The sequence below is a fragment of the Neobacillus sp. 204 genome (genome assembly GCF_046562815.1).
In the GTDB taxonomy this organism is placed as follows: domain Bacteria; phylum Bacillota; class Bacilli; order Bacillales; family Cytobacillaceae; genus Neobacillus.
Genome location: NZ_JBJORY010000029.1, coordinates 15,842 through 30,232, shown reverse-complemented (window position 1 = coordinate 30,232; position 14,391 = coordinate 15,842). Strand labels below are relative to the sequence as shown.

The window sequence follows — 14,391 nt, the reverse complement described above, 5'->3', positions numbered from 1 at the left end:
GGGAAACCACCCATACCCATGCCAGGGAAACCACCCATCATACGTTGAGAATCTAATGTCATGTTTTCACCTACTTTCTTTTACATACTATGCTTAAAGAAAATTAGGGAGCTTATTTTACTTTAAAATTTTGCAGACGAAATACCAATACTTGGCCTTGTAAATCCTGCTCAAATTAGTTTTCTAATTAGATCCTTACGGCGATACACGCTTAAGACAATACCAATTAAAATGGCATTTAGCAGCGTTGGCATTAATCCATAACTTATAAATGGCAAGGATATCGAAATTAACGGGAAAATGCCTAGTGCGACTCCATTCTTCCAAACTGCTTAAAACATGCCATTATAGGGATGAATCAGGTATTATTAACAAGGGGAAATACTTTTAGGACGAAAAAGAGAATACTGTGGTTGAAATCAAATTACCAACAGAACGAATTTTTCTGCATTGGTAAAAATAAGATAATTCATGTAAGGAACTTCCCCTTTAAGTGTGAAGCACTGATTCCAATTGACCATTTAGCATTGCCTAGGCAGTACTAGGAAAAGAAGGAGAATAACTTGACTGTAGAGAACAATAAGTATCAAGACCAATCACTGTTTAGTATTACGTGGCCTCTTTTTATCGAAATTACGCTTCATATGAGTATGGGGATTGTCGCTACATTAATTTTAAGTGGATATTCAGACAACGCTGTTGCAGGAGTCGGGGTAGCCAATCAGATTCTTAATATTTTTATTTTAGTATTTAACGTCACAGCAATCGGAGCGACCATCCTTATCGGTCAAAATTTAGGAGCGAACCGATTAGATCGGGCACGACGCCTTGCAAGGTCTGCCTTTGGAGTGAATTTCTGGTTTGGAGTTTTGATGACCATCGTTGTGGTCACTTGTGGAGGTTTGTTTTTAAAATTTTACGGTCTTAGCGGTGAAGTGTACGATTTTGCTTACACTTTTCTTACCATCATAGGTCTATCCCTTTTCCTTGAAGCCATTTCATTAGCTTTAAGTGCTGTTTTACGGAGCTACGGACATACAAAAGAAACCATGGTCGTTACTGTCATCATGAATGTGATTAGTATAATCGGTTCTTTTATTGCCATTAAAGGATGGTTTGGTGTTCCCGTAACAGGTGTTGCTGGAGTTGCCTATGCCATGTTTATTGCCCGCATTTTTATCATTGTAGCGCTTTTCTACTTTGTTTATAAAAGACTAGATTTAAAGTTTTATATAAAAGATATTTTTAAAATCAATAAAACGGATGTTAAGGGGCTTCTTTCCATCGGGGTTCCATCTGCTGGAGAAAATCTTTCTTATCAATTTTCACAAGTGGTTATTACAAGCTTTGTAGCACTTACCGGAGATGCAGCCTTAGCAGCACGGGTGTATATTTTAAATATATCAATGCTTTGCTTCCTGTTTACAGTCGCCATTGCCCAAGGAACACAATTGTTAATTGCTCGTTATATCGGAGCTAAGCAATATGACAGAGCCCTAAAGAGGGGTCTAAAGACATTAAAAATTGCGGTGATTGTTTCTGCTGCTGTTTCTCTTGCTGTTGCTTTAATTGGTGAGCCAATCTTAACTATATTTACGAACGATGCTGACATTATTGCTATAGCTCTTCCAGTATTATGGGCGATTGTGTTTATTGAACCCGGCCGTGCCATGAATATCGTTCTTATGGGTTCTTTGAAATCAGTAGGTGATGTCCGATTCCCTGTTATCATTGGTGTGATCTCTATGTGGGGAATTGCCGTAGTATTTAGTTACTTTTTCGGAATTACACTTGGTTTAGGACTATTAGGAATTTGGCTGGCCCAAGGAATAGATGAATGTATCCGAGGATTTTTTGCCTTAAAACGCTGGGTTTCCAAACCTTGGTTAAGGAAAAAAAATGCCGAACAAAACCTATCACTTAAGCGTGTCTTAGATTAGTAAGTGTCTTTCGCTAACACAGCTGCCAGAATGGCGGCTTTTTCTTTTTAGTAATGAGAAAAGTTAAAGCAGTTCTGAAAGTGGATGGTAAATTTATATGTAAATTGGATGGTCAATAATTGAACTTGTTGAGATATTATTTATTTATTGGCTATGTTAGAAAAGCCATACTAACAAAATGAAAGCTTTAACGGAGATGATGACAATGACATGGGCTATGATTTCGATCGTTCTCATAAGTATCGTTAAAATATTAATGACTTGTCTTCCAACGGGTCCGGTGGAATGGCTTATCAAGAAATTTGAAATTCATTCAAAACTGAGTGAACCGAATGTCACCGTAACAATTGACGGAAAACAATTAGAAGGTGATGACAAAATTCAAGTTATTCATGACTTTAACGAAGCTACATATTTAAAGCAGCATTATATTTATCCAGGGACCGAGGAATTATTTTTACATCCAAAGAACAGTAAGACTCCATTAGTTCTTGATACGAAAAAAGGCAAAAATGATGTTCGGTTATTTGTTTTCAGGTACAACGATCGCATTGATGTAGTCAAACAGTACAAGAAGAAAGTAGTTGCCTATAGCCTGCTTTCAGATCATCTCCAAAAAAGTTAATAAAAATGAACACGGAGCATACGCCCCGTGTTCATTCCGTCTATGGTTCATTCGTTATCTAATTTATTTAAAATGCTTCAAGCTCTATATCTTCTCTAAAATAATCTTCATCATTTTCTCTATTATCAAACCAACTATTTTTAAACCAATTAATAATCTTCGAGAACATATTGACCACTCCTTATAGATCATTTTAGATTTTTTATAAAATAATTTAATCTAGCTTTGCTCTATTTCAGAATACTGGTCTAATGTAAAGGAAGTATTAATTAACTCTAAATTGTTTGTTAAGTTAAAGATTAACTATAGCAATTTTTTCTTAGAAAACAAATAACCAAAACCAATAACAAGAACGGTAATAGCAGCAGGAACCATTAAGTGTAAATCGCTAGCAAGAATAAGCTCAAATTTTGGTTCTCCGACGATCATTTCACCTGCAGTCCAGGATAAGATTCCAGCACCTGCATATGAGATCATCGGGTACTTTTCCATCGCTTTTAATATTAACTGGCTTCCAAAAACAACGATAGGAATACTAACAATAACTCCAATCATAATACCGATTAAATTTCCTTCAACTGCACCAGCAATGGCTAGGACATTATCAAGGGACATTACGGCATCAGCAATAATAATTGTTTTCACAGCGGAGATTAAACTTGAACCTCCATCTCTATGACTTTCCTCTTCATCACCAATTAGTAGTTTAATGGCAATATACACTAGAAGAAGGCCACCAATAAAAGTTACAAAAGGCAGGTCTAGTAGGTAAACAATTGCTACCGCAAATACTAATCGTAAAATAATGGCTCCAAATGTTCCCCAAAAGATCGCTTTCTTTTGTTGTTTCTTTGGAACATTACGTGATGCCATTGCGATAACAACTGCGTTATCCCCACTTAATACAATATTGATTAAAATAACTTTCAAGAGAACCGCAAATGACAAACCAAAAATCTCCAAAATATTCACCTCTGGAAAAAGCTAGCTTGGTCATTTATATTAATTTGATGTTAAAAAAAGACCTAATTTCATAGAGATTGGTTGCTATGAGGGATGCATGGATTTAATAAGTTTATTGCTGATATGGATTTTTATGGACTTTTTGCATAAATAATTCTGGATGATCAATCTGTTCAAAACCGTATTGTTTATATAATGAATGTGCATCATTCGTAGCTAACATAAACCTACGAACTCCCTGTAATTCGGAATGGTTGGTGATAATTCCCATCAACCATTTTGATAATCCTAATTTCCGATAATCTGGTAATATAAACACATCAGAGAGATACGCAAATGTGGCTAAATCAGAAATTACCCTTGCAAAACCAACTTGTTCATTAACGTCTTTACCACCCTCACCTTTATAAACCCCAAAACATAGCGGAGAATTTTCAATCGCCTTTTCAACGGTTTCCTTTGGTATACCCTTTGACCAGTAGGCTTCTTGACTCAAAAAATTATGTATTAATGGTAAATCTAAATACTCTTTATTTGTAGAAATGGAAAATCCATTATTAACCCAAAAACCCATTTCAAGTCCCTCCAAATCTTTTTAAAATGTACTGTAATTAAATAACACTACTACATTCCCTTTTACTAGAGGGAGATAGATTTAAAAGAAGTCAAAAAACGATGATTTCATTGCTGGGACCTTTTTTTCAAAAAGTTCTATCTCAGTCTTAGAACCATTCAAGTAATCCATTTCATAAAGCTCCATCGGTCTTTTATTACCAAATAGAATCGCAGAAAGGGAATTGATATTTAAGCGAATCCCTTTTTTAGGAGGATAAACACAGTGACCTCCAGTTTTTTCTTTAAACACCTTTATTTCTCCCTTACCAAGTAAATAGCTCCCATTATTCCAAGGGGCATGTAAATCTTCAAGATGCAGGAATAGGGGCTCATTTTCATGTAAGAACCGAAATTTCCGCAAACATTCCTCTGCATCTACAACTCTTGCCATGAAATATGGGCTTAACTCCATTTTCACCTTGGGCTGCGGCAGAAAATAAGGAAAAGGATCCTGACCGGCAAGATGAATCGTCACTGTTTCGACCATGGAATCATGCTGGCAAATGAAATTCCAAAGCCCGATTCTCGCTTCATGGTCAAGTGCAACTAGCTCCTGCACCTCCATTTTTCTTTCCTTCACATGGTAAAGCATATAGCCCAAAGCCTCTTTATCGGTATTATAATAGACAGCAATCTGTGAATCTTTATCATAAACGTTCTGTTTCCACCAATTTGTCTCACGTTTTAGCATGCCTGTATATTGAGTGCAGTATTGTTGATAAATCTTTTCTATTTCTTCATTATGAGTCTCTTTTGAAAATCTTCTTATAAAACCTTTCTGCTGTTCGAGGAACTTAAGGTCCATTTTTTCAATCGTGATTTTTTTCTTTTCACTTAATATTTCCCATCCGTATTTTCGATAAAAAGAAATATCAAACGGGTGTAAAAGCGATACAATCTGATCATTACTTCGCATGTGTTTTAAAGAATCAGTCATGAGTGATTTGACATAACCGTTTCGTCTATATTCCGGGTAAGTAGCAACTCCTGCGATTCCACCCATTTTCCATTCCGCATCCTTCATAAAAATCGTTAGTGGGATAATATGTAGTTTGGCAGCCAGAATGTTCTCATCCCATATTCCTAGAACTTTATGATTTCTCATTGCTTCTTTTCTTGCTGGTACGTCAGATTCAGGAATCTTATATTGAAACGCATACATTGACAGTCTTATGGATTCTAAGTATTCTTTTTCTGTGACTTCTCTAACTAACATTGGCCCGATCTCCTTTTCATTAACCCCAAATATTTTCTTTCTGATATCAAAATAGTTCACTATCAGCTTAGCAAATTCCTTCAATGTTATTAAAAAGGATAATTAAATAAAATAGTCCAATCTACCATTAACTGTGATGCCTTTACCTTGCGTTCTGTTTTGGGATTAACAATATAGCTTATTTACACAATACCTGCTTCGGCCAAAATATCCTGCGCAAAAATTAGACTGTCGAGAAAGTCTCGACAGTCTAGCGTGACTCAAGGAGAGTCCCATTTTTATAACTTGATTATTATAATAAACGTTTCACTACTTGAATAGACCTGATTGTATGTTCATCGTCAGTTTATCCGATATAATCGACAGTTGAAGTTGACCTAGCCAATCAGCCACGTTGGATGGAAACACGATTTCCTTAACATCAGAAGAAACTTGAAGGATGATGTTATCAGATGTTAAGTACTTCGTTAATTCCTCATTCCAAACAACTACTGTTACATTTTTTTCAGCACCTATTATTTTTTGAACGTTACACTGATCGTATGAACCCTCGTTACGTTAGTAAATGTAAATGTGTAGTCATTGTTTTTTAGCTTCACTTTCACACCGTCAACCATCAACGTATCAATCTTATAACCGATATTTGGTGTGAATTTGAACGTTTGATCTGATCCGTGCTTCACAGAAACGCCGCCGCTCGGGCTAATTGTACCGTGATTACCCGCAGTTGCCGTAATCGTGTAAACGATTGGCTTAAATGTTACATCGATCGTATGATCGCTCGTTACGTTAGTTAACGTGAAGGTGTTGTTTGTTGCCGTTGTATCCACACCGTCAACCTTCAACGTAGCAATCTCATAACCGCTATTCGGTGTGATTGTGAACTTTTTATCTGTTCCATGATTCACCGAAACGCTGCCGCTCGGGCTAATTGCACCGTGATCACCCGCAGTTACCGTAATTGTGTGAACGATTTGCTTGAATGTTACATTGATCGTATGATTCTTCGTTACGTTAGTAAACGTGTACGCATTGTTTGTTAACTCTGCATTCAAACCGTCAACCTTAAACGTAGCAATCTCGAAACCGCTATTCGGTGTGATCGTAAACGTTTGAACTGTTCCGTGCTTCACAGAAACGCTGCCGCTTGGGCTAATTGTACCGTCATCGCCCGCAGTTGCCGTGATCGTGTAAACGATTGGCTTAAATGTTACATCGATCGTTTGATCGCTCTTTACGTTAGTTAACGTGTAGGTGTTGTTTGTTGCCGTTGCATCCACACCGTCAACTTTCAACGTAGCAATCTCATAACCAGTATTCGGTGTAATTGTGAACGTTTGATCTGTTCCGTGAAGCATAGGAACGCTGCCGCTCGGGTTAATCGACCCGTTGCTGTCAGCTGTTGCCGTGATCAAATGTATCAACTGGTCACTTACGATAATATCAAAGGTGGTATCGATATAACCAGGTGCGGAAATTGTAAACTTATACTCACCTAGTGCATTGAATAATGATCTGTCAACAAATGTCAACTCCGTAGCTGAAAGCGTGTATTTGCTAGAATCTACTACTTTGCCATTCAGCGAAACAACTGGCGCTGCTGCAAGCCATGCAGAATCCTGTTCGTAGCTAATAGTAATTGGCTTCGATTCTTGAATATATGCAATTTTAGAAGCAAACACTGGTGCGTTGCTCTTAACTACTTGAGTTACGGTCGTATCAGGATAGCAATACGCTTTAAACTTAATCTCAATATTTCCTGTCGCTGGAAATGCCGCACCTGGGAGTGTAAGCGTGATATTACTTGCATCTGACGATAAAGTTGTATCCGCTTTAACCGATACGCCTCCTACCAAAATATCACCTGAAACTGCCTTTGCAGCAGTTGCCCATCTCAAGTTTTCAGCATTGTTCGGTACAGTAATAGTTACTGACTTTCCAACACCACTTGGTGTCAAAGTAGGCGTTGGTGCTGTTCTTTGAGCAAATGGTTGAGCAATTGTAATAGCTGTAAAGTAAGGCGATTTGAACTTAATGCTCTTATTACCTGCAGCAGTATTCGACTGTGTTGCATACCCGTCAATCGTTACTGCCCCTGTATCATTTGTTACAGATGTTGTTACAAAAGGTTTTACCGATGTAGCTGATGTAAACTGAATTGTAACATCGCCATTGTCACTCGTTACATCTGACGTTGACGCAAGTAAAATTGAACTTCTCCACAACGGATTATCGGCACCGTTAATTGTGTAAGTAATGGTGTCGCCAAACTGCGGTGTTCCTGCAGGCGTTGAAAGCGTAATTGCAGGCGCAGTTTGCGGTGTAACAGTTGCAGTTACAGTAGTGTCAGCATAACCCGAAGCTGTAACAGTTAAACTCCTTGAAACTGCACCACCACCATCTGTTCTTACCAAATCATATGGAATCGTTAATGTTCCTGCTGTTTCATCAATGACAACTCTAGTTTTGATTGTATTTCCGTTAAATTTAATATTGCCAGTTGTCTTCACTGCAGATATCCAATCAGATGCTGCTGTTCCAGCAGGGAAGGTCATGACTAAATCTTGTCCGGCATAGATGGTGCCTGCCGGTTTTGTCATTACGATACCTTGCTTGTAGAAAAGCTGATTAACTGTTGCATTTTGGTAATTGGTTGCGATGATACTGATTGGTATGCTTCCTGGCGCTGTAATTAACGATTTATCAATCGTTATAGGCGTAGTAGGCGCCCCTACAGTGATGCCTTTTGTAGCAAAATCTGCTTTTGCAATCGTCGTCGTACCCACTTTAACGCTTGTAATCGCATCTCTCCACTCTTGTGTATCGTTTACACCTACAACCCCAATAGAAATCGGGTTTGCGTTGCTATCATTAAAGTATCGATTCGATTCAGCAGTCAACGTTGGAGCCGCGACAGCATTAATTCTTTGTGCAAATGTATACGATGAGTAATTGTTCGCTTCTATTTTAATATTCCAATCATAAATATATGGTCCGACCTGTTTCGAAGGTGTCGAGAAAACCCCTGCCGGAATTGTAAAGTTAAATGTTGTTGCGTTTGCAGGTGTCACCTGGTTAAAGAGCGCTGCAAGTTCAGTTCCCTTATAGGTTGCAACAACATTATTGTCTGGATCTGTTACAGTTATTGACGTAATATTCGGCTGCCAAATATCGCGATAGTGCGCAGCTGTGGAGCCTGTGCCATCTGGACGACTAAATGTTAATGCCTTTCCAATTGTTGCAACATTATTCGGCGCAAGTAAGTTAAAACTATTACCGATCCCGTCAATCATTTTAAATGTCAACGTGCGATCCATATAGCCCGGAGCTTTAAACTTAATCGTGTGAACGCCAGACGTTTTAAACAACGATGGATCGAATTCGTATTGTCCTTTACTGGACACTACTTTTTCCACAATCGAAGGGCCGGTCACGCCATTATACACATTCGTGGCCGTTTTACCGTCGACCCCATCAATCAAGATTTGTCCACCGGAACCGTCTACAGCAGCTCTCCAAGCGGCATCTTCTATTTGCGTAACAGTAGAAGCGCCCGATGCTGGGTCTGGAGTTTTGTAAACGACTGAAAACATTTGAAACGGATTTACTTTGCCGTAATTGACGAAAGCATTTGCATCGCTTGTTTTAATATATGGTACTGGTTTTACGACAGTGTTAAACGCAGTTAAATCCGAACCGCTTGGTATCGTATTAAATCCGGTTAACTGAATTTCTGCACTCGTAGTTGAACGAATAGTTCCTGCTAAAGCTGCTGCATTAGGAGCAGTTGTATTGTATTTGCCGAAGTTTTTAACAATGTAAGCAAAATCATTATAATCAATGACGCTGTCATAATTTAAATCGGCTGCTCTTGTGTAAGTTGACGGTGTCGCAACATAGGCATTGTATGCAGTACTTTCCGCCTCGATGTCTTTCATATCGATGACATCATCGCCGTTCACATCACCCGCAAGCATAAAACCATAAGGAATTTTATAGTTTCCTCCTGCTGCATAGCCAAATTGACCCGATGCGTTCATGGCTAAAGTTCCATAGTACGTTAAATGCCCCGGCATTTTCATTGTAAAATTGTACGGCTTAGTGCCAGCCGGCATAGGAAGTTCTGATGTAAATAAGCCAACATTGTTGATGCCTGGGTTATTACTTGAAGAAGCACCAGTAGGGTCTTCTGCGATTGGCAATACAGATGTGATACCTCCTGTATTTGGATCTTCAAATTTTATCTCGACTCCTGACCCATCAGTGTTTAACGGTGTTGTTCTACCGTATACATTAGATGTCGGATAGCTTTGGAATCCTTCCGGTTGAATACTGCCGCTGATAGATGCCCCGCCTTTAATGTAAATCTTTTTATCAAGGAAAGTCGGGACACGATCCATTCCTGTCACTCCACCATTGTAAGTAGTGATTTCCGGGATATTACTCGAAAATTGAGGCCATAATGTATTTACTCCGGCATCCCACACCACTTTGTAAGTAACGTCAAAGATCGGCATTTCCTGTGCAACGCCGCCGCTCATTGTATCAGCTGAATTCAATACACCTTTGGCTTGAACATCTGTAGGGAGATTGTAACTGAACATGTAACCCCCATTGATGTCTAGGTCTAGATGAATCCAACTTTTATCAGCTGTAATGCCTTTCGATGCTAAAAATGCTTTGTATTGTGGACTAAAGTCAAAAGTCTTCATATCCGCATAGTCAAGCTTATTGACATAGAACTTTGCACCTACCACATTTTTAGGATATTTAATGGACAATGTGGATTGAAAGTTATCACCTTTGGAGACTAATGTTTTGTCCGAAAGGAAAGCAGGGTCAATTCCATTTAACGTTGTCGATCCTGGTGTTTCCAAACGTTTAAATCTGTTTATGACATACTCGTTGCCCTCTTTAACAAAGTAATAATCTTGTCCTTGCGTATCTTGATTTCCTGCATAGGAATAATCTTCAGGGTAAAATCTGAACCATGTCCCCCAGGTTTCTTTTTCAGGGTCCTTATCCGTATTCTCGATATCGTCTTTAGATATACCAAATTTAAATTTTCCATCTGCATCTATGTTCAATAAGTAATTGACATATGGGTTATCGTTGGAGTCGCCTAGCATCCCGTCAATTTGACCTAAAGATTGGCTCACGTTCGTATCCGTGTCATAGACCGGTGGTTTAGGAACTGATGTTTCCTTCCCAACATTCTTCATATAATCCACGTTCGAGTCGTACACTTTTCCTGAGAACCATTTTAACCCGCCGTCTGTCACAGGACTGTTAGGGTCAATCTCATAAATACCCGGCTTACTGCCTTCATCCATTTGCACTGTCGGAGCCTTGTTATCAACGTAAACTGAGCTGTTTAATTCATAAAGCTTGCCATTAGAAGCGTCTATGGCACGAGCCTGAATGACGTATCCGCCTTCATCCGTTACTATTTGCTGTGACGATTGTTGGGTCAGCTTCATAGTCAGATTCGGATCATCCTTGGAAATAGGAGCCGGATAAGGGTTGTAAAGTCCGTTAAGCATAAAAGGTAAATGCTTTAAATCCCCTAGAACAAAGCTATAAGAGCTATAAGAACCGATAAAACCTATATAATTACTACTTGTTATATCCATAACATAAAGTCTAAGGCCAAAGGTAGGGTCAATCGGACTTTTCACTCTAACTCCTGCATAGGCTGCCGGTAGAACGCCAAACCTATAAGGATTAAAGTTTTTAAAACCGCCGCTAAGTGTAAATGCTTTTCTTTCAACCTTGAAATCTATACCTCTACTTTGAACGTTAATAGCAAGAGGAATACGATAGGTTTCAGAAGATTTAGCTGGATTAACAAAATTAATATACGCCTCGTAGTATCCACTTGCAGCCGTAGCAGGCATAGTGTATTTTGCTAGAAGATGAACTGTGCCACCTGCTGGAACAGTGATCGAAGTTAATTCTGTTGCAGGCGACGCGGCATCACTAAAACTAATTTTAGCGCCTTCCTTTGCGCCATCTTGTCCATCTTTCATAAACGTATCCTTAAAGAAAACGCTATTTGTGTCGAAAGTTTTATCTGCAGCACCGTTATTGGTGATATACAAGTCGCCTGTTTTCTTAACCGAGCCGTCTTCTTCGCGCGCAGTATAGCCAAACGAAAATGAAGATGTTGTATTTGCTACGGTAATAATATTGGAACTGGATGACGCATCGGTTGACGAGCGTGATTGAATAAAGTCTTTTACCTTAAATAGCATATCTGTATGCACAGCTTGATAAGGATCCGTTTTACCAGAACCGATTTGAAATAGACTTTGCTGCTTGTTAATAGGGTCTGAAGTCTGCATCAATGCTGCTTTGACATCCTCAGGCTTATAGTTCGGATGTGCCGCCAAAATCAATGCAGCCATTCCGGCAACATGAGGAGTTGCCATTGATGTACCCGACATCGTTTGGTAAGCATTCGAATAGTCTTTGTTAGTTGGTTCCCAAATATCATAAGGCGCGGTCGAGAATACATCGACACCTGGTGCAACAACGTCAGGCTTGATTGCCAACGTACTTGTTACTGGACCTGTCGAGCTAAATGGTGCAAGCGTATTTCCGCCCATCAGGTAGTTGCTAGCATTTGAGACAGAGATTGTCTTAATAGTACCGTTTTTAAAAGCATTATAAAAGTCTGTACCCTCATTCTTGCCTATTTGCAAAGTATAGACTGCACCGCCGAATGCGCCAAGATAAAACGGATAATAGCCTTGATCATCAAATATAAGATCAGGATTGTCAGTCGGATTCCACAAAATCATGGCTTTAGCATGTTGTCCAGCTGCATACATCATAAGCTGGTTTACTGGCCCAGCACCACGCTTTACAAGTACAACTTTATCTTCAACATTGATATTTTTAGTTCGAAGATCATCATAAGAAGCAGGAAGTCCATTTCCAGCATCGACAATGTCGTACTGAGTGGAACCGCTGAGCTTAGTATTTGATTCCGTAAAATCCGTTCCAATCAAACGAGTATTAAAAATGGAATATGATTCTTGCCCCGTTGCACCAAAGGGATGAATATCAAATGTTGGAACTTGTTTCGGATAAGTAATAGCTCCGACCGTAATCGCCTTAGCAGCACCACCCGGGTTTCCCAATGTGCCAACGCCTGGACCCGCGTTGCCCGCAGCGATAGCAGCCGTTACGCCAAGGTCAGTAATGTTATTGATTGCAATAGAAGAAGGAGCTAACGAATCGTTATAATTCGCACCAAGTGATAGGTTAATCACTTGACACCCATCCATGTAGGATTGTTCGATTCCAGCTATAACTGACTCATCACTACCACCGTAAGGACCTAAAACACGATAAGCATATAACTGCACTTCAGGCGCAACACCTCTAACAGCATATGGCGAGTTGTTACGTGATTGACCTGCAATTGTCCCTGCAACGTGAGTTCCGTGGGAAGTAATATAATTATGGTAATCTGTTGGGAAGTTTGGATCTCTCTGTTCAGGCGGAAGTGCATCATTCTCATTCTTCGCAGCCAACCAGTCAGAATAAACCGTTTCCATCGGGTCGTTGTCATAGTCTACAAAATCTTTACCACCTTGATATTCACCAGCGAGGTCTGGGTGGTTATAGTCGATTCCTGTATCAATAACGCCGACTTTTACACCCTTACCTGTAATGTTTTCATTTTGAAGATCGTGGATTTTCAACCAATCGAGAACTGCTGTTTCACCAGATTTTGGGCCTTCTGGACCTGGAGCTGGAACAGGAATAGTTTGCGGCTGAAATGAATTTCCTGAAATAGCAGGGCTATCAGAAGTACCGCTAGTTGATTGTACGTTACTACGATTCGTACGTGTAACGGACAACAAATTTGGGCTCTTTTGTTGTACGGAAACCTTGCCGTCACCTGTAACGCTCGCAGGAACGTCGATCGACTGTGAAGCAGGAATTGGTGCATACTTAACGTTGAGATAAACGCTCTTTACGTATGGCAGTGCCAACATATCATTAAGGGCTCTACTAGGCATTTTAACAGACAGGCCGTTAAATACTTGAGTATACTCTTTTCCTATTTTAATAGAGTCAGTTACACCAGCAGCTTTCAAAGCTCTAGACTTACTGGTTACGAAACTCTTAAAGTTGCTGTGAGTTTGATTAACAGCATCCTTAGCGCTTTCAAGTGTGACAGCCGATGTGCTTTGTTGGTTAACAGAGAGCGTGTTAACACCAGCTGATGCTTTTTGATTCAGCATTTGGATTGCTGCCGGATCTACATCAAATTGAATAATTAAATCTAGTTGTTTTGACGACTCTAGTAACTTCGGGTCAAACTGAAGCTTTTGCAAATATAAGTTCTCCAATTGTTGTGCTTGATTCAGGTCTAAGGCGCTATTACTGCCTATTTCGGTAGAATGGCCAGTGTTTACAGCTTCGGCAGACTGACCAGTGTTTGTAGCTGTTCCGCCTGTCATGGCAAACGTCGAAACCGTATTGCTTAACAGCATATAAGCTGCAAGCAACATTGACATGATCATCCTCTTCTTTTTACGATGCCTCATACATAAGTCATATCCTTTCATATTAAATATATAGAGCAAATATTTTATTTCCCCAATTCACTTCCTCTCTTATTGCAAAATAATACAATCTTTAAAATATTTCGACACTTTTACCTGAATTATACCTGGGGGGATGTGGACAGTAAATTGGGGGAATTTCGTGTATAATGATGGTGAATTTTGGTATTTTACGATAATTAGTTTAGAATACTCTACCTTTTCACTTTGTTTCATTTGGATTTTTACCAAAATGGAATTTGGGGGAATTTGTGTTGTTTTGGTATAATACTAACTTTATAGAGTACGATTTTTTTTTGAATGAGTACCTAGCCTTGTAGAAGTTCATGTTCCTTTGCCCTGAGGTTTGCCGCTCGCTTTCTTCAGATTCCATGTCATCGTGCACACTCTTGCGTTACGCTATTGTTACTTTTGTCTTCACAGTTCAAGACTTGCACCCTATTGTTTATA

General features: G+C 39.3%; 6 protein-coding genes and 1 pseudogene. 2 read left to right on the top strand and 5 right to left on the bottom strand.

Features of this window, described 5'->3' with window-relative positions:
• Window positions 1-170: 170 nt before the first annotated feature.
• Window positions 171-317, bottom strand: a pseudogene (locus ACJ004_RS29430) (FtsW/RodA/SpoVE family cell cycle protein); the annotation flags it as partial.
• 246 nt (window positions 318-563) lie between these two features.
• Here ACJ004_RS29430 and ACJ004_RS29425 point away from each other — a divergent pair.
• Together ACJ004_RS29425 and ACJ004_RS29420 are read left to right on the top strand one after the other, a co-directional pair.
• Complete coding sequence (locus tag ACJ004_RS29425; protein ID WP_410896630.1) at window positions 564-1,940, top strand: MATE family efflux transporter; 1,377 nt, start codon at window positions 564-566, stop codon at window positions 1,938-1,940.
• A gap of 205 nt (window positions 1,941-2,145) precedes the next feature.
• Window positions 2,146-2,565 carry a YfmQ family protein gene (locus tag ACJ004_RS29420; protein WP_410896632.1) on the top strand — a complete coding sequence of 140 codons (420 nt, stop codon included), beginning with the start codon at window positions 2,146-2,148 and terminating at the stop codon, window positions 2,563-2,565.
• A gap of 303 nt (window positions 2,566-2,868) precedes the next feature.
• Here ACJ004_RS29420 and ACJ004_RS29415 read toward each other — a convergent pair whose 3' ends face one another.
• The 4 genes from ACJ004_RS29415 to ACJ004_RS29400 form a co-directional block, all read right to left on the bottom strand.
• Complete coding sequence (locus ACJ004_RS29415) at window positions 2,869-3,513, bottom strand: TerC family protein (RefSeq protein WP_410896629.1); 645 nt, start codon at window positions 3,511-3,513, stop codon at window positions 2,869-2,871.
• Window positions 3,514-3,640: 127 nt separating this feature from the next.
• Window positions 3,641-4,102, bottom strand: a complete 462-nt coding sequence (locus ACJ004_RS29410) for a GNAT family N-acetyltransferase (RefSeq protein ID WP_410896628.1) — start codon at window positions 4,100-4,102, stop codon at window positions 3,641-3,643.
• Window positions 4,103-4,183: 81 nt separating this feature from the next.
• On the bottom strand, window positions 4,184-5,359 hold the full coding sequence (locus ACJ004_RS29405; RefSeq protein WP_410896627.1) for a GNAT family N-acetyltransferase: 1,176 nt from the start codon (window positions 5,357-5,359) through the stop codon (window positions 4,184-4,186).
• 515 nt (window positions 5,360-5,874) lie between these two features.
• On the bottom strand, window positions 5,875-13,893 hold the full coding sequence (locus ACJ004_RS29400) for a S8 family serine peptidase (RefSeq protein ID WP_410896626.1): 8,019 nt from the start codon (window positions 13,891-13,893) through the stop codon (window positions 5,875-5,877).
• Window positions 13,894-14,391: the final 498 nt, after the last annotated feature.

What these genes read in the sequence shown, in the direction of transcription:
- ACJ004_RS29420 (WP_410896632.1), top strand. Translation starts at nt 2,146, where the DNA reads ATGACATGGGCTATGATTTCGATCGTTCTCATAAGTATCGTTAAAATA.
- ACJ004_RS29410 (WP_410896628.1), bottom strand. Translation starts at nt 4,102, where the DNA reads ATGGGTTTTTGGGTTAATAATGGATTTTCCATTTCTACAAATAAAGAG.
- ACJ004_RS29405 (WP_410896627.1), bottom strand. Translation starts at nt 5,359, where the DNA reads ATGTTAGTTAGAGAAGTCACAGAAAAAGAATACTTAGAATCCATAAGA.
- ACJ004_RS29400 (WP_410896626.1), bottom strand. Translation starts at nt 13,893, where the DNA reads ATGTCAATGTTGCTTGCAGCTTATATGCTGTTAAGCAATACGGTTTCG.